Origin of the sequence: Aestuariivirga litoralis, assembly GCF_003234965.1 — a bacterium.
Taxonomy (GTDB): Bacteria; Pseudomonadota; Alphaproteobacteria; order Rhizobiales; family Aestuariivirgaceae; genus Aestuariivirga; species Aestuariivirga litoralis.
Genome location: NZ_QKVK01000013.1, coordinates 26,543 through 46,108 on the forward strand (window position 1 = coordinate 26,543; position 19,566 = coordinate 46,108).

A 19,566-nucleotide genomic window follows, 5' to 3' on the forward strand; every position below is an offset into this window, starting at 1 on the left:
GTCATTCCTTCGTCACTGTGGTAAACAGCCCGCCGCCGTTGACCACTTCGAGCACGGCGCCGGGCTTCCTGATGGAGAAGACAACTACCGGAATCCCATTGTCCCGCGCAAGGGCAATGGCGGCCGGATCCATGATGCGGAGGTCCTTGGACAGGATCTCTCCGAAGGTGATCCGGTCGAAGCGGCGGGCCGAGGGGTCGGTCTTGGGGTCGGCCGAGTAGACGCCGTCGACGCTGGTGCCCTTGAACAGCGCGTCACAGCCGAGTTCCGCCGCCCGCAGGGCCGCACCCGTGTCGGTGGTGAAGAAGGGCAGCCCGGTGCCCGCCGCGCAGATGATCACCCTGCCCGCCTCCAGGTGGTGGATGCCCTTGGCCCGGGAGTAGGTTTCGCAGACGGTGGGCATGGCGATCGCCGAGAGCACCCGCGCATCCATGCCCTTGCGGGTCAGGACCCCCTGCATGGCCAGCGCGTTCATGACCGTGGCCATGATGCCCATGTGGTCGGCCGAGACCCTGTCCATGCCCTTGGCCGCCCCGGCAAGGCCGCGGAAGATGTTGCCGCCGCCGATGACCAGGGCCAGCTGGACGCCGGTGGCGGCCACCGCCAGAACCTCGTCGGCGAGGCGGCCAACCGTATCGAGATCGATGCCGTAGGGCTGGTTGCCCATGAGGACTTCGCCGGACAGCTTGAGGAGGATGCGCTTGTAGGTGGGGGAAGCCATGGGGAACCGGTCCGCTGATGAGAAGATTTGCAGTCTAGAAGCCCGAAATCGATTCGTCACAGCACGCCCCCCGCTTTTACCATTCCCTCCTGGGTTGATGCTCGGGTGTGCCCGCAATATGAAGTTGATCTTTCAACATATTTTCGTGTGCGACAGGCCAGTCTGCCACCCCTGATTGCTTACCCTTCGGCGACAAGCGTTTAACTTTCGGAACCGCCTGTTTGACCCCAGGGAGCCGTCCTTGCCCTTCCCGACCAACCCCCAGACCGTGATCGCCGCCGCCGGGCGGCGGCTGGAGGAATTCGCGCGGCTGCAGGGGGTTGACCTCGCGCCTCTGGCACAGAGTGTGGGGATCGACGTGGCCGAACTCAGCCGGTCCGACCTCAGGATCAACCTCGACGCCTTCATGCGGCTGTTCCACCTCCTCGAGATCGTCAGCGGGGACGACTGCATCGGGCTGCGCTACGCCCTGCATTTCCGCCAGGGCGATTCCGGCGCCTTCGGCTTTGCCATCCTGCATGCGCCCACGCTGCGCGAGGGACTGCGCATCTACCAGACCTACCAGCGCATGGTGGCCGACAATGCGCATTTCGACATGGTGGAGGAGAAGGACGACGTTACCATCCGCTGGCGATACACCAGGCTGATCGACTATCCCGACCAGTATACCGACTTCCGCGCCGCGCTGCTGGTCAAGGTGATCCGCGGGTTTCTCGGGCCGGGCTGGCGGCCGCGGGCGGTTGCGCTGCTGCGGCCGCGGCCCCGCAGCACGGTGCTGCACCGCGACTACTTCGGCCCGGGCGTATCGTTCCAGACCGCGTCCCTGAACACGCTGTCGATCCCCGCATCGGCGCTCGACACACCATCCGGCAACGACGATCCGCGCCTGTTCGAGATGATGGAGGCAGCCTGCCGGGCGGCGCTCGACGCCATCGACCGCAGCCGCGACCTGCGCCTGCAGGTGACCGAGCAGATCCTCGCGCTGCTGCCGTGGGGCGAGGCGAACCTGCCGCGCGTCGCCGCATCGCTGGCGATGGGCGAGCGCAGCCTGCAGCGGCGGCTTGGTGAACTCGACACGAATTTCGAGACACTGGTGGAGGAAACCCGGCGTGACCTGTCCGACAGGCTGCTTGGCACTTCGACACCGCTGTCGGAAATCAGCTACCTGTGCGGCTATTCCAATGCCAGCGCCTATTCGCGGGCTGCCCGCGGCTGGTACGGCGTTTCGCCCCAGACCATGCGGCAGCGCCTGCGCGGTCATACCACTTAACATTTAGCGACAGGAGCAGCCCTCGTGCAATCGCGCGGCGATGGCATTCATGCAGGAAGCGGAATAGATCGAACGGGCTTCTCGTTCTTAGGCGGCGACAGGACAGGGGGAGCGCGCGGCGCGTGTTGAGCCGCGGTGTGAACACCCCATTCCAGGACGTGCCTGATGCCCAAGACCCAACCGGCCCGCAGCGCCCCCCTCTCCACGGCGCAGGGCGAGGCCTTGCCCATCCCCCAGATGGCGCCGCTGGCCTTCGACCAGGTGATCATCGCCGGCGGCGATGAGGACGTGACGGCACAGGAGCTTTTCGACTGGGTGGCGCCGCTGCTGGCCGGCATTCCCGGTGGCCGCTGGATGAGCTGCCAGATCGACATCGGCGAGGACGGCCGCGTCCTGGCGCATTACCGCCACGGCGGCAGCCCCATCGCGGTGAGCATCACCCTCGACGCCGGTGCCCCCATGGCTCGCGACCTGCTGCAGCAGCTGCCGCGGGCGGAGTCGGTGACGATGATCCTGCTCAGCGACTATGCCAGCCAGGCGGTCATGCTGCTCGACAGCGTGGCCCGCTGGCTGAACATCTATGACATCGACGAAGACAGCCTGTCGCCCGTGGTGCGGCTGCTGGGCGGGTTCCAGAGCATCCTGTCGAAAGCCTGAGTGCGTGTCCTCCCCCGCTTGCTGGGCGGGGGAGGCTCCTGCCGCCTCAGCCCTGCGGCGCCAGGAACTTGAAGGGTTCCGCCGGCTTGAACGACTTCGACACCTCGCCCGACAGGATCGGGTTGCCGGAGAGATCGAGCTTCAGCGTGGGGGCGCCGGCCTTGAGGTCGAGCTTGCCGAGGTCGACCCAGAACACCGATGGCGTATGGACGCTTTCATAGAAGTAACGCCCGGCATCGAGATCGGCCACCGTGCGCCAGCGCGTGGCGGCGATGTTGGGGTGCTGGGGGTCGCTCATGCCGAGCGGCACGGAGATGGCGCGGATCAGCGACATGACCTCGGCCACCGCGGCATCATCCTCGAGGCCGGGCGGCACGGCGTTGAGCATCCAGCTCATGCGCGCGAAGCGGTCGGCCGCGCGGTTGGTTCCGGGCAGGAAGTTGAGGCCGCCCACCGTGTCCCAGTAGGTGGAGATCGCCAGCTGCTGGTCATAGGGCGGTGAATTGGTCATCACCGTATACTGCTTGCCATGATGGATGGTGAGCTTGCCGCCGAGATATTCGAACACCGCCGAGTCGCCCGACTTGTCGGTGATGGCGAGGTGCCCGGTTGCCGCATGGCCGTCCGGCAGGACCGGCGCCACGATGGCGAAGGGCTGCTTTTCCAGTGCCGCCACCGCCTCGGCCACGGTGCCGTAATTGTCGAGCACATATTGCAGGTAGGCACCGACGGAGAGCAGCGGCTTGCCGGATGTCTTGTAATCGCCATAGTCGCTCTCGGCGAGATAGAGCACGTTGCCGGAGAGGCCCGCGTCATTGACACCGTCGACCGAGGCGATGTTGTAGAAGCCGGAGATCACCGAGCCGTATTTCGACGTCCATTCGATCGAGCCCTGCCCCACGCCGCCATCGCGCTTCATGCCGGCCGGGAAGGCCCAGAGGTCGGTGCCGGTCTCCTCCGCCCAGTCCATGGTGCGGCCGACGAGATGGTTGGTGCCGGCCCCCGAATAGACGATGCGGGTGCAGGCATCGGCCGCCGGCACGATGACGGCCGCAGTTGCGAGGGCGAGGATGGCGGTGAGGGTTCGGCGCATGGACCAGCTCCTTGTTTGGGTGACCGGAGCGTAAGCATGTCCTGGAGTGAAGTCCATTGAGGGAGGTCAAACTCTCCATCGATCGGCGCCAATCACACAAAAGAGGCCCCGTTTCCGGGGCCTCTCTCGTTGTCTCGATGGGATGCGGCTCAGTTGCCGGACATCTTGGCGACTTCCGCCGCGAAGTCGTCTTCCTTCTTCTCGATGCCTTCGCCCAGCTGCATGCGCACGAAGCCGGTAAGCTTGACGTCGGCGCCCGCGGCCTTCGCGGCATCCGCGATGGCCTGCGTCACGGTCTTGGCGCCGTCATGCACATAGGCCTGCTCGAGGAGGCAGTTTTCCTTGGCGAAGGTCTTGAGGCCCGAGGCCACGATCTTCTCCAGCACGTTGGCGGGCTTGCCGGCGTTCTTTTCCTCGAGGATCGCGGATTCACGCGCCAGCACGTCGGCGGGCACCTGCTCCAGCGTGAGGGCGACCGGGTTGGTGGCGGCGACATGCATGGCGAGCATGCGGCCGAACTCGGCGAGGGACGCCTTGTTGCCGGTCGACTCGAGCGCCACGATGACGCCGATCTTGCCCATGCCGGGGGCGATCTGGTTGTGGACGTAGGAACCGATGACGCCGTCCTTCACCGCGAGCAGCGCGGTGCGGCGCACCGTCATGTTCTCGCCGATGGCGGCAACCAGTTCGGCCACGTATTCGGCAACGGCGTGGGTGGAGCCCGGGACCTTCATGGTCTTCAGGATCTCGGTGTCGCCATTGGCCTTGAGCGCCAGCTTCGAGATCTCGGCGACCATGGCCTGGAACTTCTCGTTGCGGGCGACGAAGTCGGTTTCCGAGTTGACCTCGACGACGGCACCCGTCGTGCCATCGACGGCGACGGCCACGAGGCCCTCGGCGGCGACGCGCGTCGACTTCTTGGCGGCCTTGGCGAGGCCCTTGGCGCGCAGCCAGTCGACGGCGGCTTCCATGTCGCCATTCGTCGCTGCGAGAGCAGCCTTGCAATCCATCATGCCCACGCCGGTCTTCTCGCGCAGGTCCTTCACCATTGCAGCCGTGATATCGGCCATGATCTACCTCTTGTGATTTGAAAGAGCGTGAGGCCCGCCGTGTTCATGCGGCAGGCCCCGTGACATTCAAGTGACGGCCGGGGCCGATTACTCGGCGGCCGGAAGTTCTTCCGCGATCGGCTCCTCGGCGGCGCCGATGTCGACACCCGAACCCGACTGGGCGAGCGAGATGCCTTCGATGCAGGCGCGGCTGACGAGGTCGCAGTAGAGAGCGACCGCGCGGCCCGCGTCGTCATTGCCCGGGATCGGGTAGGTGACGCCGGCGGGGTCCGAGTTGGTGTCGATCACCGCGATCACCGGAATGCCGAGACGGTTGGCTTCCTTGATGGCGATCTGTTCCTTGTTGGTGTCGATCACGAACAGCAGGTCGGGAACGCCGCCCATGTCCTTGATGCCGCCAAGGGCCTTGTCGAGCTTCTCCTTGGTGCGGGTGAGCTCGAGCATTTCGCGCTTCGTCAGGCCCGAATGCTCCTTGCCGAGGACTTCGTCGGTGGTGCGCAGCGTCTTGATCGAGTGCGAGATGGTCTTCCAGTTGGTGAGCGTGCCGCCGAGCCAGCGGGAGTTCACGTAATACTGGGCCGAACGCTTTGCAGCGTCCGCGACGAGTTCCGAGGCCGAGCGCTTGGTGCCGACGAACAGCACGCGGCCGCCCTTGGCCACCGTGTCAGCCACGGCGACGAGCGCCTGGTGGAGCAGCGGGACGGTCTGGGAAAGATCGATGATATGGATGCCGTTGCGGCTGCCATAGATGTAGTTGCGCATCTTCGGGTTCCAGCGGTGGGTCTGGTGGCCGAAGTGAACGCCAGCTTCGAGCAGCTGACGCATGGTGAATTCAGGCAGTGCCATGCGGGTACGGTCCTTTTCCGGTTGATCCGCCGCGGAGAGAGTGACCGGGTTGCCCCGGCACCGGATGGATCTGGCACTATGTGGAGGCGAACCTCGTGTGCCGGAGCCTGACTCCGCGTGTGAGTTGCAGTTAACGGGGCGGGCTATAACGGAGTGGCGGAGGAAAGGCAAGTGGGCGGGGATGGCCAGCCCCAGACCCCAAAAGACCCGTCACCCCGGCGACAGCCGGAGCCCAGCTTCGGGCGTTTCCCCTGCGGAAAGCTGGGCCCCGGCTGTCGCCGGGGTGGCGGCATCAGGAAATCTTCCGCGCCATGGTCAACCCGTCGCAGATCGGCACCAGGCAGATCTCGACCCGGTCATCGGCCAGGATCTTGTCGTTGAGCGCCCGGATCGCCACGGTGTCGGCATCCTGCTTCATCGGGTCGGCCACGTCGCCGTCCCACAGCGTGTTGTCGACGAGGATAAGGCCGCCGGGGCGGAGGAGCAGGAGGGATCCCTCGTAATAGCCGTCATAGCCGGACTTGTCGGCGTCGATGAAGGCGAGGTCGTAGCTGCCGCCCTCCCCGGCCGCGAGGCAGCGGGCAATGACCGCATTGCCGCCATCGAGGTGGAGGTCGATACGCTCCGCCACGCCGGCCTTCTGCCAGTAGCGCCGGGCAATGTCGGTAAAATCCTTCGAGACGTCCGCGCAGGTGATGCGACCGGCGCCTGCGAGCGCCATGGCGAGGGAGGAATAGCCAGTGAAGGTGCCGAACTCGATGACCTTGCGCGCGCCCATCAACCGGACGAGGAGCGACATGAAGGCGCCCTGCTCCGGGCCGATCTGCATCTGCGCTTCGCCGCCGAGCCTTGCCGTCTCCCGGCGCAGCTCGGCGAGGATGGGCGCTTCGCGGCAGGCATGGGCCGCGTAGTAGGCTTCGAGCGCCCCGGTCAGGCCGATGGTCTTTCCCATTCTCTCACTCCGCAGGTTGGGGCACCGGAGACCCGCGCACGAAGCGCTGGTAGAGCCAGCCGATGCCGACGAGGCAGAAGCCGAGCCCGACGAAGCTGGCGATGCGCAGCAGCCCCCCGAGGTTCGACATGTCGCCGATGAAGACCTTGAGCACGACGAGTGCCAGCACGGCAAGGCCCGCGAGGCGCACCGGCTGGCGCGCCAGCCTTATGCCCGCCACGAACAGCGCCAGCGCAAACACCAGCCACACCGCCGAATAGGCATAGTTCTCCGCCAGCGACTGCGACCACGGCGTCATCATCATGCCCTGGAAGAGACGCTTGGTCTCGAGCGTCACATAGGCAAAGAGCAGCACCAGGGCCAGCACATGGGCCGCGGGCTTCAGTCTGCCCCAGCCAATGACGTCCAGGCGGCGGGCGATCAGCAAGACCAGCGGCACCGGCAGCAGGTAGGCGAGCAGCAGCGCATTGAAGATGCTGCCCCCCGGCACGGGCTCACCCGTGACCACCGGGTTGAGCGCCAGCAGGCTCAGGCCCACCGCACCCGCCGCCGCCATGGCCAGCAGGATGCGCGCGCCCCATGTCGCCACCAGCGAGGAAAACAGCCGCTGCCGGTGTATCAGACCATAGGCGGCCCCCGCCCAGGTGAGGATATGCGCCGCCATTTCGAGGAAGCGCGGATCCTCATAGGTGATGCCGCCCCCGATGAGCACGCGGATCTCGAGCGACAGCAGCGATATGACGAGGCCGAGGCTGATCCCCTCCAGCGCCACGGCGGATGGCTCTTGGCCATGGCGGCGCAAAGCCTTGCTGCCGGCATAAAGCGCCACGGCCGGAAGGCCGTAGCCGTAGAGCACCCAGTGCTCACCAAAGGGGAGGCTCGCGTCGTCACTCCACAGTTCACGCGACAGGAAGAGGCGCAGCGCCACAAGGCTTGCCAGCGCCGCGGTGACCGGGCCCATGAGGCGCGGCTTCAGCACGCCGCTCGCCAGCGCATAGACGAGTGCGAGTGCGGCAATGGCAAGGCTGAGCCAGACGCCATCGAGCAGCAGGTCGAGCGCCATGACCAGGAGCGCCGCCGCCCCAGCGGCGAGCAGGCCGGCGCCAAGCGCATCGGTCGTCGGCCGGCGGCTCCACCACAAGGTGACGAGCAGCAGCAGCATGGCCGTGCCTGCGGCCAGCGTTGCCCAGCCTGCGGCCGACATCATGAAATCCACCCGCGCCCAGGCAACCCACAGGAAGGCCAGCGCCGCTCCGCCCGCCAGGGCACCCCAGACCGGCGAGCCGCGCCGCCACAGCACGCCCGCCAGGCCAACCAGCGTGAAGGCGCCGCCTGCCCCCAGCATCCAGCGCAGGAAGCGCTGGGTGGCGAGACCGAAATAGCTGCTCCAGCTCCAGATGCCATGCTCGTCCAGCGTCCAGGCATGGAAGGCCGCCTCGCGCCAGCTGCCCAGCACGGCCAGCATCACCACGGCGGCGGCGGGAGCGAGCAGCACCAGCGCATGCTTGCGCCAGGCGAAGAACACCAGCAGCGCCAGCCCCGCGGAGAGGAGAGAAAGTGCCGCATCGCCGTGGCCACCGCGCAGCGCCAGCGCCACCAGAACCGCCACCGCCGCCGAAAGCCCGGTGCTGGCAATGGCCAGGGGCCCGCGCGATGCTTCGGCGAGATGATGCGGCCAGGATTCATCACGCAGCATTGCCGGACCTTCCAGCACCAGCATGGCAGCAAGGCCGGTGACCAGAGCGGAAAGACCGATGGGCCACACATCGCCTGGCTCGAAGGGACCGATGAGCCAGAGGCCGCTCCATGTGAGGGTTCCGAGAATGGCGGCATAGCCCAGCCACCACCAGGCACGTCCGCGCAACACCAGAAGCGCCGACACGAGGATGATCAGCAGATAGGGGAAGAACGTCCAGGCGGAGGGATCGGCGGACGGGATCAGCGCCGGGGTGACATAGGAGCCGAGAAGGCCGAGCGCGGCGATGAGGGGCCCCTGCCAGCGTGACAGGGCCAGCGCCCCGAGGCCGACCGCGGCAAGGCCGAGGAAGGCAGCCGCGGGATCGAGGATGCCGTAAAGCGCATAGGCGGCGTAGAGCGCGCCAAACAGAACGGCAAGGCCTGCCGCCGAGAGTGCTGCCGGCACGTAGTTCGGTGCCGGGCCCGCGGCGGGCGGCGTGCGCCGACGCACCCACTCGCCAGCACCGACCAGCGCGAAACCGGCAACCAGCCCGAGGATGACCTGCAGCACCGGCGAGATGAGGCCGTTGTCATAGGCGTATTTCACGAACAGCAGGCCGCCGATGGCGATGGCCACGCCGCCGATCCACACGAACCAGCGGCCCGCCAGCGCCTGTTCCACGTCACGCGGCGGCAAGGGCGCCGCGGAGGGGGGAGGCGCCATGTCCGGTTCGCTGGGTGTGTCCTCCAGCTTCGCAGCGGCGGTTTCGGGAGGGGGCGGTTCGGCCGCCGTTGTCATCGGTGGCTCAGGGAGTGAAGCGTCCTGCAGCGCAGGTCGCGCCGCCTTCAGTCTTTCAATCTCCTGCGAGAGCTTGAAATTGGCGGTCTGCAGCTTCGCCGTGCGGTTGAGGGCGACAAGCGCCATCACGAAGGTGACGACGGCGATCAGAAAGGCGAATCCGTCCATTCCACTCTCTCCCCGCGCACCAGACTACACGGTTGCGGGAGGAGTCCGAAACTGGGAAAAGCGGGCATGGCTGCGCGCGATGATATACGCCTGACGCTGAAATCGGCGGACGAGGTCGCCTGGGACGTGTCGGAGGGACTCGTGCCCTACCCTGACGCGATGGCGCGCATGGATGCGCATGTCGAGGCGATTGCCAGGGGAACGGAGCCCGAGCGCATCTGGCTGCTGGAGCATCCGCCGCTCTACACGGCCGGCACCTCCGCCCAAGAGGAGGATCTCGTCGAGCGTGATCGCTTCCCGGTGTTCAGGACGGGTCGCGGCGGACAATATACCTATCACGGCCCGGGCCAGCGCGTGGCCTATGTGATGCTCGACCTGAAGCGGCGGGGCGGCGACGTGCGCGCCTTCGTCGCCGCGCTCGAGCAATGGGTGATCGACACGCTCGACCAGTTCAACGTGAAGGGCGAGCGGCGCGAGGACCGCGTTGGCGTGTGGGTGCGGCGTGGCGCGCGCGAGGACAAGATCGCGGCGATCGGCATCCGCGTGCGGCACTGGGTGACGTTCCACGGCATCTCGATCAACGTGGAGCCGGAGCTTGCACATTTCTCCGGCATCGTACCCTGCGGCATCCGCGAGCATGGGGTGACGAGCCTCGTCGACCTCGGCCTTCCGGTGACCATGGCCGACCTCGACGTGGCGCTGCGAAAGACCTTCCGTCCGATCTTCGGGTGATTACTGCGGCTGGCCCTGATCGGGCTGCAGCTTCGACTCGGGCAGCGGGGCCGCCTTCATCGGCTTCAGGCCCAGTTCCTCGCGCGCCTTGTTGATGAAGGGGCTGCATACGCCACGCTCGAAATAGCCGTTGAAGGCCACGAAGGGCGTGACCACGCGGGCCTCCGGATGGTCGCGGTAGAAGACGTTTATGGCCTGCGCCACCATGGCACCCTTGAGCTGCAGGCCGACGCCGCAGGCCCTCAGGCCCATGGCGCGGGCGGCGGTGTACTTGTTGTCGGCAGTGACCACCGTCTGCACGTCGAAGATCGCCATGGCATAGGCCGCCTGCCCTTCCGGCCCGAGGCGCTGCCACTCGGCGGCGTTCTTGACGAAATCGGCTTGGGCCGGCGCGGCGAGCGAGAAGGCGGCGCAGAGGGTGGCTGCGGCAAGGGCGGGACGGCGCATTGGACACTCCATGAATCGCTGCCGTCATACGTCGCAACCGGAGCGCTTGTCCAACGTCGCGCTTGTAATTGTGACGAGAATTGTTACATTAGCTCCTCACCACACGCCCATCAGAAGGACTGCACATGAAGCTCTACTATTCCCCCGGCGCATGCTCGCTCGCCCCGCACATCGTGCTCAATGAGCTTGGCCAGCCCTATGACCTCGAGAAGGTCGACCTGCGCGCCAAGAAGACCGAGACGGGCGCCGACTTCACCGCCATCAACGCCAAAGGCCAGGTGCCGACGCTGGAACTGGCCAAGGGCGAGGTGCTGACCGAGGTTGCCACCATCCTGCAGTACCTCTCCGACAAGGCGAAGGAGTCGAACCTGCTCCCGGCCTTCGGCACGATGGACCGCTACCGCGCCATGGAGACGCTGAACTTCGTCGCGTCCGAACTGCACAAGGGCATCGGCGGCCTGTTCAACCCGGCGATGCCGGAGGATGGCAAGAAGGCCATCATCGCCCGCGTCGAGCGCAGCCTCGGCTGGCTCGACAAGCAGCTGGCCACGAAGCCCTACCTGCTGGGCGACACCTATTCGGTGGCCGACGCCTATGCCTTCGTGGTGCTGGGCTGGGCCAAGCATGTGAATGTCGACCTGTCGCCCTACGCCCACATCGTGGCCTATATCGACCGGGTCGGCGCGCGGCCCGCAGTCCAGGCTGCGCTGAAGAAGGAAGGGCTGGCGTAAGGGCACGCCTCTCCGTTTTCCTCTCTCCCATCATCGTCGGGCCTGTCCCGGCGATCCTTTTTGGTGGCCGCGAAAAAGGATGCCCGGGCCAAGCCCGGGCATGATGAAGTGAAGAGCATGCGCGACGCGCAGTCCTAAACCGTCGGCCACACCTCGAAGCCGCGCCAGTCGCCGGGCGGAAGCGGCGCGCTCGTCACGTTGCGGACCAGCGACATCCGCGGACCCCGGTGGCAGGCGACGATCATCGACTGCACGTCCTCTTCCTCACCCATGAACACTGCCTCGACGCGGCCATCGCTGCGGTTGCGCACCCAGCCCTTCAGGCCGCGCTGCTTCGCCTCGCGCTCGACATAGGCGCGGAAACCCACGCCCTGCACCCTGCCCTCCACGGTCACATGAAGGGCGGTGACGCTCATGCAAATTCCATGATGACGGCGTCGACCTGCAGGCTGTCGCCCTTCTTGGCATTGACCGCCTTGATGGTGACGTCACGCTCGGCGCGCAGGATGTTCTCCATCTTCATCGCCTCGACGATGGCGAGCGGCTCGCCCGCCTTCACCTCCTGGCCGACCACCGCCGGAATGGCGATGACGAGGCCGGGCATCGGGCAGAGCAGTTTCTTCGACGTATCGGCCGCCACCTTCTCCGGCATGAGCTTCGCAAGCTCCGCCTCGCGCCCGGTATAGACATGGGCTTCAAGCACCACGCCGCGATAGGACAGCTTGTAGCCGTTGAGGATGCGCTTCACCTGCACCGTCACTTTGCCATCGCCGAGATCGGCGGAGAACACCGGCTGGCCCGGAACCCAGCCGCAGATATCCGCCTGCCGGTCGGTCTCCTTCGAGACGGTGACGGGGATGAACTCCTTGCCGAGCTTCACGATGCGCGCGGTGGCGAGGTTCACGCCATTGCCGATCATCTGGCCGTTGATGAGGCGCTTGCGGCGGTTCTCCACATGGTCGAGCACGGTCGCCACCTTGGCCAGCGTCGACTTGATCTCCGGCGTGATCTCGTGGCCGGTGAAGCCGCCCGGGAATTCCTCGGCGATGAAGCCCGTGGACAGCGCACCCGACTGCCAGCGCGGATTTTCCATGATGGCCGAGAGGAAGGGAATGTTGTGCTGGATGCCGTCAATGTGGAAGGCGTCCAGCGCCTCCGCCATCTTGCCGATGGCAGCGGATCGCGTGGGCGCGTGGGTGCAGAGCTTGGCGATCATCGGATCGTAGTAGATCGAGATCTCGCCGCCCTCGTAGACGCCCGTGTCGTTCCGCACCGTGACACCATCCGCGATCTGCTCCGCAGGCGGACGATATTTCACGAGTCGGCCCGTCGAGGGAAGGAAGTTGCGGTAGGGATCCTCGGCATAGATGCGGCTCTCGACGGCCCAGCCCTTGAGCGTCACGTCCGACTGCCTGATCCTGAGCTCCTCGCCTGCGGCGACCCGGATCATCTGCTCGACGAGGTCGATCCCCGTGATGAGTTCGGTGACGGGATGCTCGACCTGGAGGCGCGTGTTCATCTCGAGGAAGAAGAACGAGCGGTCCTGGCCTGCGACGAATTCCACCGTGCCGGCCGAGTCGTAGTTCACGGCCTTGGCCAGCGCCACGGCCTGCTCGCCCATGGCATGCCGAGTCTTCTCGTCGAGGAGCGGCGACGGAGCTTCTTCGATCACCTTCTGGTTGCGGCGCTGGATCGAGCATTCGCGCTCACCCAGATAGATGACGTTGCCGTGCTTGTCGCCCAGAACCTGGATCTCGATGTGGCGCGGGTTGACGATGAACTTCTCGATGAAGACGCGGTCGTCGCCGAAGGACGACTTGGCCTCGGACTTGGCACGGGTGAAGCCTTCCTTCACCTCCGATTCCGAGTAGGCGATGCGCATGCCCTTGCCGCCGCCGCCGGCGGAGGCCTTGATCATGACGGGATAGCCGATCTCGCCGGCGATCTTCACCGCCTCGTCGGCATCCTCGATGATGCCCATGTAGCCGGGGACGGTGGAGACCTTTGCAGCCGCTGCCGCCTTCTTGGACTCGATCTTGTCGCCCATCGCATCGATGGCGCCGGGGTTGGGGCCGATGAAGGTGATGCCGGCGGCGGCCAGCGCCTTGGGGAAGGCGGAGCGTTCGGAAAGGAAGCCGTAACCGGGGTGCACGGCTTGCGAGCCCGTCTTCTGGCAGGCCTCGACGATCTTCTCGATCAACAGGTAGGACTGCGCGGCGGCGGGCGGGCCGATATGGACCTTCTCGTCCGCCATTTCGACATGCAGCGCCCGCGCATCCGCGTCCGAATAGACGGCCACGGTCTGGATGCCCATGCGGCGGGCGGTCTTGATGACGCGGCAGGCGATTTCGCCACGGTTGGCGATGAGGATCTTCTTGAACATGGCACCCCGGAAATGGCTTTTCGGGACAAGGTTCTAGACCGCCCCGGGAGCCCCGGCAATCACACCAAAGGCGAGCCCTCCCCCCGAATTTTCCCTGCCTTTTCCCGGGACCTGGGCTAGAAGCGCCTCCATGAGCGAACCAAATGACCTGATTTACGGGGTCCACCCCGTCGCCGAGGCGCTGAAGAACCCGAAGCGCAAGATCTACTCCCTGAAGGCCTCGAAGAACGCCGCCGACAGGCTGGCCGCCGAAATCGCCGCCCGGGGCCTGACACCCGAGATCGTCCACCCCAATGTGCTGGACCGGCGGCTGGGCGAGGACGCCGTGCACCAGGGCCTGCTGATCGAGGCGAAGCCGCTCGACCAGCCGCGCCTCGACCAGATCGAGAAGTCAGGGATCGTCGTGCTGCTCGACCAGGTGACGGACCCCCACAATGTGGGGGCCATCATCCGCACCTGCGCGGCCTTCAACGTGACCGCGCTCGTGGCCACCGCACGCCACAGCCCGGAGGCTTCGGCAGTACTGTTCAAGTCAGCCTCGGGCGCCTACGAACACGTGCCCTTCGTGAAGGTGACGAACCTGTCTCGCGCCATGGCGGAGTTGAAGGACTATGGCTTCCGCATCCTCGGGCTGGACAGCGACGCGCCGGAGGACATTGCTGCGGTCGACCGCACGCCGCCCGTCGCCATCGTGCTCGGTGCCGAAGGCAAGGGCCTGCGCCAGCTGACGCGCGAGAGCTGCGACCACCTGGTTCGGCTGGACATGAACGGCCCGATCCGCAGCCTCAACGTCTCCAACGCCTGCGCAGTGACGCTCTACGCGCTCACGCGCTAGACCTTTTCGCTCACAGCCCTATTTCGCACAATCTCCACATGTGACGCAGAGATGGCAATGGACAGCAAGCAAGGCGGCATCGGCCTGTTCGGCGCATTGTCGATCGGCGTCGGCGGCATCGTCGGCGGCGGCTTCTTCGCCACTTTCGGCATCGCGGCTGCAGGGGCGGCGGGTGGAACGCCCATCGCCTTCATGATCGGCGGTGCCATCGCGCTGCTCACCGCCTATTCCTATATCGGCCTCACCCTCAGCTTTCCGGGTCCGGGCGGCACGGTGTCCTTCATCACAAGATCCTTCGGCGACGGGTTGTTCTCCGCCACGGTCAACGTGCTGCTGATCCTCAGCTATGTCGCCATCATGGCGGTCTATGCCTATGCGCTGGCGGGCTACAGCCAGGGCTACCTGCCCAAGCCGCTGGCCTGGACGGGCACGCATCTCCTCTCCTCCGCCGCACTCGTCATCCTCGCCCTCGTCAATTTCGTGGGGCCCGGCCTCGTGCAGAAGTCCGAGAGCATCTTCAATGTCGGCAAGCTCGCGGTCCTCGGCATCTTCATTATCGGTGGCCTGGTGATGCCGGGGCTCGACTGGAGCAGGTTGGCCCCTTCCGCCTGGTCCGGCCCCATGGCCATCGTCTCCGCCGGCATGATCGGCTTTCTCGCCTATGAAGGCTTCGAGCTCATCGCCAATGCCTCCGACAGGATCGCGAACCCGCAGCGCGTGCTGCCCGTGGCCTTCCTAAGCTCGGTGCTGATCGCCATCGTGATCTATGGGCTGGCCTTCATCGTCGGGCTCGGACACCTGCCGCTGGCGCAGCTGCTGGCGGCCAAGGACTTCGCCATTTCGGAAGCAGCCGGAAGCTTTCTTGGGCCCTGGGGCTTCGGGCTCATGGCGCTGGGCGCGATGCTGGCCTCGGCGTCCGCCATCACGGCGGATTACTTCGGCGCCTCGCGCCTGCCGCCCCAGCTGTCGACCTTCAGCAAGCTGCCCTCCGCCTTCCACCGCAGCCTGAACCAGCGCCGCACGCGGAGCCTCGTCATCATCGGCGTCCTCGCGCTGCTGGGCGTCAACTTCATGTCGATCGAGGCCCTGTCTTCGGCCACCAGCGGCGGCTTCCTGATGGTCTTTGCGGCGCTGAACGTCGCGGCCTGGCGGCTGGCCCCGCAGACCGGCGCCAACCGCCTGCTCCCGGCCCTTGCCGCAGCGCTGTGCATCGTGGCGCTTGCCGTCACCCTGTGGCAGTTCCTGACCACACCGGGCAGCGCCATCCAGGCGGTGGCGATCGGCGGCATCGTGGTGGTGGCCCTGGCCATCGAAGGCCTCGCCCGCCTCATCGAGGCCCGCGTCGCAGCCCGCCACCCGATAGCCAGTCCGGCCAGTGATCGGCGGACCGACCAACCGCCCCGTAGGCAAGGCGGGTCTCGCACTCCGTAGAGGCCCGCAGGCCGGGGGCCTCTTCCCTGTTGCATGGAGGCCCCAAAGCGTTCTAACCACAGGACCGTCGCCGGCTTAGCTCAGTTGGTAGAGCACCTGATTTGTAATCAGGGGGTCGGGGGTTCGAGTCCCTTAGCCGGCACCAGTTCAATTTCAATTACTTAGCTTTATTTTTGGGAATGATCTTCCTTTGTCAGGTCATCTCGGGGCCACTCGCGGGGCCACGAGATGAACATCGGGGACGGTCTCAAGACTTACGATAGAAGCCAATACGGCGCCAAATAGGTGAGGCACCTCAAGGTAGATTGGTGAATAGGCAAGGTCGAAACTTGGCGATCCCCCTCTTTGCGCCCGATGCGTGCTGGTGGGCGCGGATGATGGTAGATCATCTGGACACTGCTTGGTGCCATGCCGGCGGCATTCAACGCCTCCAGCATTGCACCCCTAACCCCCACGACGGACCAGCGGCTGAACTGACGGTAGACGGAGCACCACTTCCCGAACTCCTCGGGTAAACCCCGCCAGGGCACGCCTGTGCTGGCAATCCAAACCAAGTCATCGAGAACTATGCGATGAACCCCGGAGGTCGTCCACGCTTCGGTCCCCTATCGATGACAAATGGCTCGAAGAACGCCCATTCCATGTCCGACATCAGCCCGCGAACCACCGCTGCTCTCCACAAAACACAGACTTAAATCAGAACTCACGTGACTTGTGTATCCACTTTGTCAATACGGCCTAGTCATCCAGACACCGTCCTGTCAGTTCCACATTCGACCTATGGCATGTTGCTGACCCTTGCTACACCGTTGCCTACTGTTAAATATACCGTCGCTCCCACCTTAATGAGTCCTGTTGGCATGTTGAGACCGGCTGGAGCCTCACCCGGAACAAACTTGCATAGACCCGAGGTCCCAACAGGCGAAGTAACAATGCCGGTAACCGTGATCTTCCTCAGCAAGCAATTAGCATAGTCGCTCACGTAAATATTGTTGGCCGCGTCCACTGTAACACCATAAGGGCTGGAAAATCTTGCGGAGGTACCAGCGCCATTGATTGCTCCACGCACGCCAGGCGCACCAGCGAACGTTGTGACCACACCGGTCGGAGCCACTTTGCGGATTGTGCTGTAATAATAGTCTGGCGCGTAGATATTCCCAGCACTGTCAACTCCCAAACCAAGAATAGTTCCGAGGCGTGCTGTCGCACCTGTGCCATCGGCAGTGCCTGGGATCCCTGCTGATCCAGCAATCGTTGTAACTTGACCGGACGATACGACAAGCTTGCGGAGTGTGTAGTTACCTGTGTCGGCTACATACAGAACACCGGTTGAAGTAGCAGCCACCGCAGCTGGCGACTTGAACCGAGCTGCTGCACCGATTCCGTCGAAGGAACCAGGAAGTCCCGTCCCTCCAGCCACATTTGTCACCACACCAACGCTCGTAACCTTCCGGATAACGTGGTTCCCGGTATCGGCAACATACAGGTTGCCCGCTCCATCGATTGTAAGTCCCTTGGGACTGTTAAACCTCGCGGCTGTCCCAGTCCCGTTGCTCGAACCTGGTACACCCCCCAATCCAGCAAAAGTCGACACCACTCCGGCTGGTGATACCTTACGGATAGTATGGTTCCCGGTATCAGCAATGAAAAGATTGCCTGAAACGTCAGTCACCACTCCGGTGGGATTTCGGAAACGCGCCAGACTGCCCACGTTATCATTGGTTCCAATGACTGCGGGGAAGCCTGCGAATGTCGTAACTGCACCTGCAGCCGAAATCTTACGAATTGTGTTAGCTGCAACATCGGTAACATAGAGATTATTACCGGAATCCCTAGCAATACCTGACGGGATCATGAACCGAGCGCCTCCGCCGGTGCCGTCCAGGGAACCTTGGACACCAGGCGTGCCGGCAAAGGTGGAGACAGCACCCAGCGAAGTCATCTTGCGTATCGTGCTGTTCCAAGAATCTGCAATGAAAATGTTGCCGAGGCTATCAACGACGGCACCAGATGGTGATCGAAAACGAGCAAGCGAACCCGTCGTACTGTCTGTGCTACCAGCTATGCCATAGCTACCAGCGGGGGTCGACACTACCGCTGTAGTAGTAATCTTACGAACGGTTTGCCCGGACCCATCCGTCACATACAACCTATTGTTAGCATCTCGTCCAATACCAATCGGCTTATTAAATCGAGCGGCAGATCCCGTTCCATTAGCCCCACCTACCAGACCTGCCGAACCGGCAAATGTAGTCACTGCACCGGCAGGAGTCATCTTGCGCACTGTGCTGTTGCCACTGTCCGCCAAGAAAACATTACCCTTGCTGTCGCTCACTAGCCCCTGAGGTGCATTGAACCGCGCCGCAGCACCTATTCCATTGGCTGCTCCTGGTGTGCCCGGACTGCCCGCAACAGTATTCGCTGTACCAGATGTCGTCAGGCTCCGCACGACGTGGTTACCAGTATCAGCAACATACAATGTCGAGCCCACAATCGTTATACCCATCGGGGATGTGAACTGAGCCGTACCTCCAGATCCATTGCCTATACCCGGGATCAGCGCCTTCCCTGCGAGTGTACTCACCACTCCAGTTGGCGTAATGCGCCGAACAAGATGGTTGCCGATCTCGGTAACGTACAAATTTCCTGATACGTCCACCGCAATAGCCGAAGGTCCATTAAAGCGGGCCGACGTTCCAACTCCATTAGCAAATCCCGGGCCGTCCGCAGCTCCAACAAACAAGGAGAGTGAAGGTGTTAATACCGTGAAGCTCCTCAACACCGAAGCAGCGGAAAAGTAATTTGAATCTCCCTGCTGTGAGGCTGTCAGCGTGCAGGTCCCCGACTTCACCAAATTCACCTTTGATCCTATCACTCCGCAGGTGGCAGCTGTACTTGTGGAATAGCTGACAGCTAAACCTGATGACGCCGTTGCTGATAGACTGACAGTGTCGCCGACATATCCTGACAAAGTCTGCCCCCAAATAATCGTCTGCGTGCCCTTGGCGACGGTTAACGTCCGGGTGATCGGAGAGGCAGAAGTGTAGTTCACATTTCCATTCTGGAATGCCGTAACTGAGCAGCTACCAACCGCGACTAGCTTGAGAACAGAGCCGGTTATAGTACAGACGCTAGTAGTACCAGATACATAACTCACGGGAAGACCGGACGATGACGTAGCCGTCAGCGTATCTGCACTGCCAACAGTGCTTGAGAGCACCTGCGTCCAACTTATGGTTTGCGATCCCTGTGTGACACCGAAATTCCTACTCACCGGCATCGCGGCAGAATAGTCTTTTGATCCAGCCTGAGCGGCAGTGATATTGCAGACTCCTACTGCAATAAGTCTCACCGTCGATCCACTAATTGTGCAGACGCTCGTTGAACCGGAACTATAAGTTACAGGAAGGCTCGAAGTTGCAGAAGCCATCAAACCCAGAGAACTTCCTGCCGAACCAGCCAGAACCTGGTTCCAGGTTATGAGCTGCGTACCCACAGTAACGCTGAAACTCTTGCTGACGGGACTTGCGGGTGCATAGTTAACGCTACCAGTCTGATAAGCAGTTACGACGCAACTCCCTACAGCAATCAACTTTAGTGTTGCTCCACTTACAGTACAAACCGAAAGCGAACTGGAGGCGAAGGTTATAGGAAGCCCAGACGACGCCGTTGCAGATGAGAGAACAATTGAGCTGCCGACTGCTCCTGACAGAGACTGCGTCCATGAAATGGATTGCACGCCGATCGTTACATT

15 protein-coding genes, 1 tRNA gene and 2 pseudogenes are annotated in these 19,566 nt (G+C 64.0%); 7 read left to right on the forward strand and 11 right to left on the reverse strand.

The window, feature by feature from the left end:
* Position 1: 1 nt before the first annotated feature.
* On the reverse strand, positions 2-721 hold the full coding sequence (pyrH, locus tag DK847_RS19235) for a UMP kinase (protein ID WP_111200175.1): 720 nt from the start codon (positions 719-721) through the stop codon (positions 2-4).
* A 241-nt stretch (positions 722-962) separates the two neighbouring features.
* Here pyrH and DK847_RS19240 point away from each other — a divergent pair, with 241 nt between their 5' ends.
* Entirely contained in the window at positions 963-1,991 is a 1,029-nt protein-coding gene (locus tag DK847_RS19240) for an AraC family transcriptional regulator (protein ID WP_161957391.1), read from the forward strand.
* 165 nt (positions 1,992-2,156) lie between these two features.
* Positions 2,157-2,648: a hypothetical protein gene (locus DK847_RS19245; RefSeq protein WP_111200177.1), complete on the forward strand. Its 492-nt coding sequence runs from the start codon at positions 2,157-2,159 to the stop codon at positions 2,646-2,648.
* A gap of 46 nt (positions 2,649-2,694) precedes the next feature.
* Here the strand turns inward: DK847_RS19245 and DK847_RS19250 are convergent, their stop codons facing one another.
* From DK847_RS19250 to DK847_RS19270, 5 genes and pseudogenes are all read right to left on the reverse strand, one after another.
* Positions 2,695-3,741: a linear amide C-N hydrolase gene (locus DK847_RS19250; RefSeq protein ID WP_111200178.1), complete on the reverse strand. Its 1,047-nt coding sequence runs from the start codon at positions 3,739-3,741 to the stop codon at positions 2,695-2,697.
* 149 nt (positions 3,742-3,890) lie between these two features.
* A complete protein-coding gene (tsf, locus tag DK847_RS19255) occupies positions 3,891-4,811 on the reverse strand; it encodes a translation elongation factor Ts (protein WP_111200179.1) in 921 nt (306 codons plus the stop codon).
* A gap of 96 nt (positions 4,812-4,907) precedes the next feature.
* Positions 4,908-5,657, reverse strand: a pseudogene (gene rpsB, locus DK847_RS19260) (30S ribosomal protein S2); the annotation flags it as partial.
* A 292-nt stretch (positions 5,658-5,949) separates the two neighbouring features.
* The gene (locus DK847_RS19265; protein ID WP_111200181.1) at positions 5,950-6,609 is read right to left on the reverse strand and encodes a class I SAM-dependent methyltransferase; all 660 of its coding nucleotides are present in this window, start codon (positions 6,607-6,609) and stop codon (positions 5,950-5,952) included.
* Positions 6,610-6,613: 4 nt separating this feature from the next.
* A complete protein-coding gene (locus tag DK847_RS19270) occupies positions 6,614-9,253 on the reverse strand; it encodes a DUF2339 domain-containing protein (protein ID WP_111200182.1) in 2,640 nt (879 codons plus the stop codon).
* 66 nt (positions 9,254-9,319) lie between these two features.
* Between DK847_RS19270 and lipB the strand changes: the two genes are divergently transcribed.
* Complete coding sequence (gene lipB, locus DK847_RS19275; protein WP_111200183.1) at positions 9,320-9,985, forward strand: lipoyl(octanoyl) transferase LipB; 666 nt, start codon at positions 9,320-9,322, stop codon at positions 9,983-9,985.
* On the opposite strand, the gene DK847_RS19280 is transcribed toward lipB, so the two are convergent.
* A complete protein-coding gene (locus DK847_RS19280) occupies positions 9,986-10,432 on the reverse strand; it encodes a hypothetical protein (protein WP_111200184.1) in 447 nt (148 codons plus the stop codon). It abuts the gene before it with no gap.
* A 125-nt stretch (positions 10,433-10,557) separates the two neighbouring features.
* Here DK847_RS19280 and gstA point away from each other — a divergent pair, with 125 nt between their 5' ends.
* Entirely contained in the window at positions 10,558-11,163 is a 606-nt protein-coding gene (gene gstA, locus DK847_RS19285) for a glutathione transferase GstA (protein WP_111200185.1), read from the forward strand.
* 134 nt (positions 11,164-11,297) lie between these two features.
* Here gstA and DK847_RS19290 read toward each other — a convergent pair whose 3' ends face one another.
* On the reverse strand, positions 11,298-11,579 hold the full coding sequence (locus DK847_RS19290; protein WP_111200186.1) for an acylphosphatase: 282 nt from the start codon (positions 11,577-11,579) through the stop codon (positions 11,298-11,300).
* The gene (locus DK847_RS19295) at positions 11,576-13,546 is read right to left on the reverse strand and encodes an acetyl-CoA carboxylase biotin carboxylase subunit (protein WP_111200187.1); all 1,971 of its coding nucleotides are present in this window, start codon (positions 13,544-13,546) and stop codon (positions 11,576-11,578) included. The genes DK847_RS19290 and DK847_RS19295 overlap by 4 nt, the downstream gene beginning before the upstream one ends.
* 130 nt (positions 13,547-13,676) lie before the next feature.
* On the opposite strand from DK847_RS19295, the gene rlmB reads away from it, so the two are divergent.
* The 3 genes from rlmB to DK847_RS19310 all read left to right on the forward strand — a co-directional run bounded on the left by rlmB (position 13,677) and on the right by DK847_RS19310 (position 15,957).
* Positions 13,677-14,381 carry a 23S rRNA (guanosine(2251)-2'-O)-methyltransferase RlmB gene (gene rlmB, locus DK847_RS19300; RefSeq protein WP_111200188.1) on the forward strand — a complete coding sequence of 235 codons (705 nt, stop codon included), beginning with the start codon at positions 13,677-13,679 and terminating at the stop codon, positions 14,379-14,381.
* Between the two features lie 57 nt (positions 14,382-14,438).
* Entirely contained in the window at positions 14,439-15,812 is a 1,374-nt protein-coding gene (locus DK847_RS19305) for an APC family permease (RefSeq protein ID WP_161957392.1), read from the forward strand.
* A gap of 69 nt (positions 15,813-15,881) precedes the next feature.
* A tRNA-Thr gene (locus tag DK847_RS19310) sits at positions 15,882-15,957 on the forward strand.
* Positions 15,958-16,140: 183 nt separating this feature from the next.
* Here DK847_RS19310 and DK847_RS19315 read toward each other — a convergent pair.
* Positions 16,141-16,464, reverse strand: a pseudogene (locus DK847_RS19315) (transposase); the annotation flags it as partial.
* Between the two features lie 126 nt (positions 16,465-16,590).
* Positions 16,591-18,864 carry an NHL repeat-containing protein gene (locus tag DK847_RS20970; protein ID WP_245414682.1) on the reverse strand — a complete coding sequence of 758 codons (2,274 nt, stop codon included), beginning with the start codon at positions 18,862-18,864 and terminating at the stop codon, positions 16,591-16,593.
* Positions 18,865-19,566 lie beyond the last annotated feature (702 nt).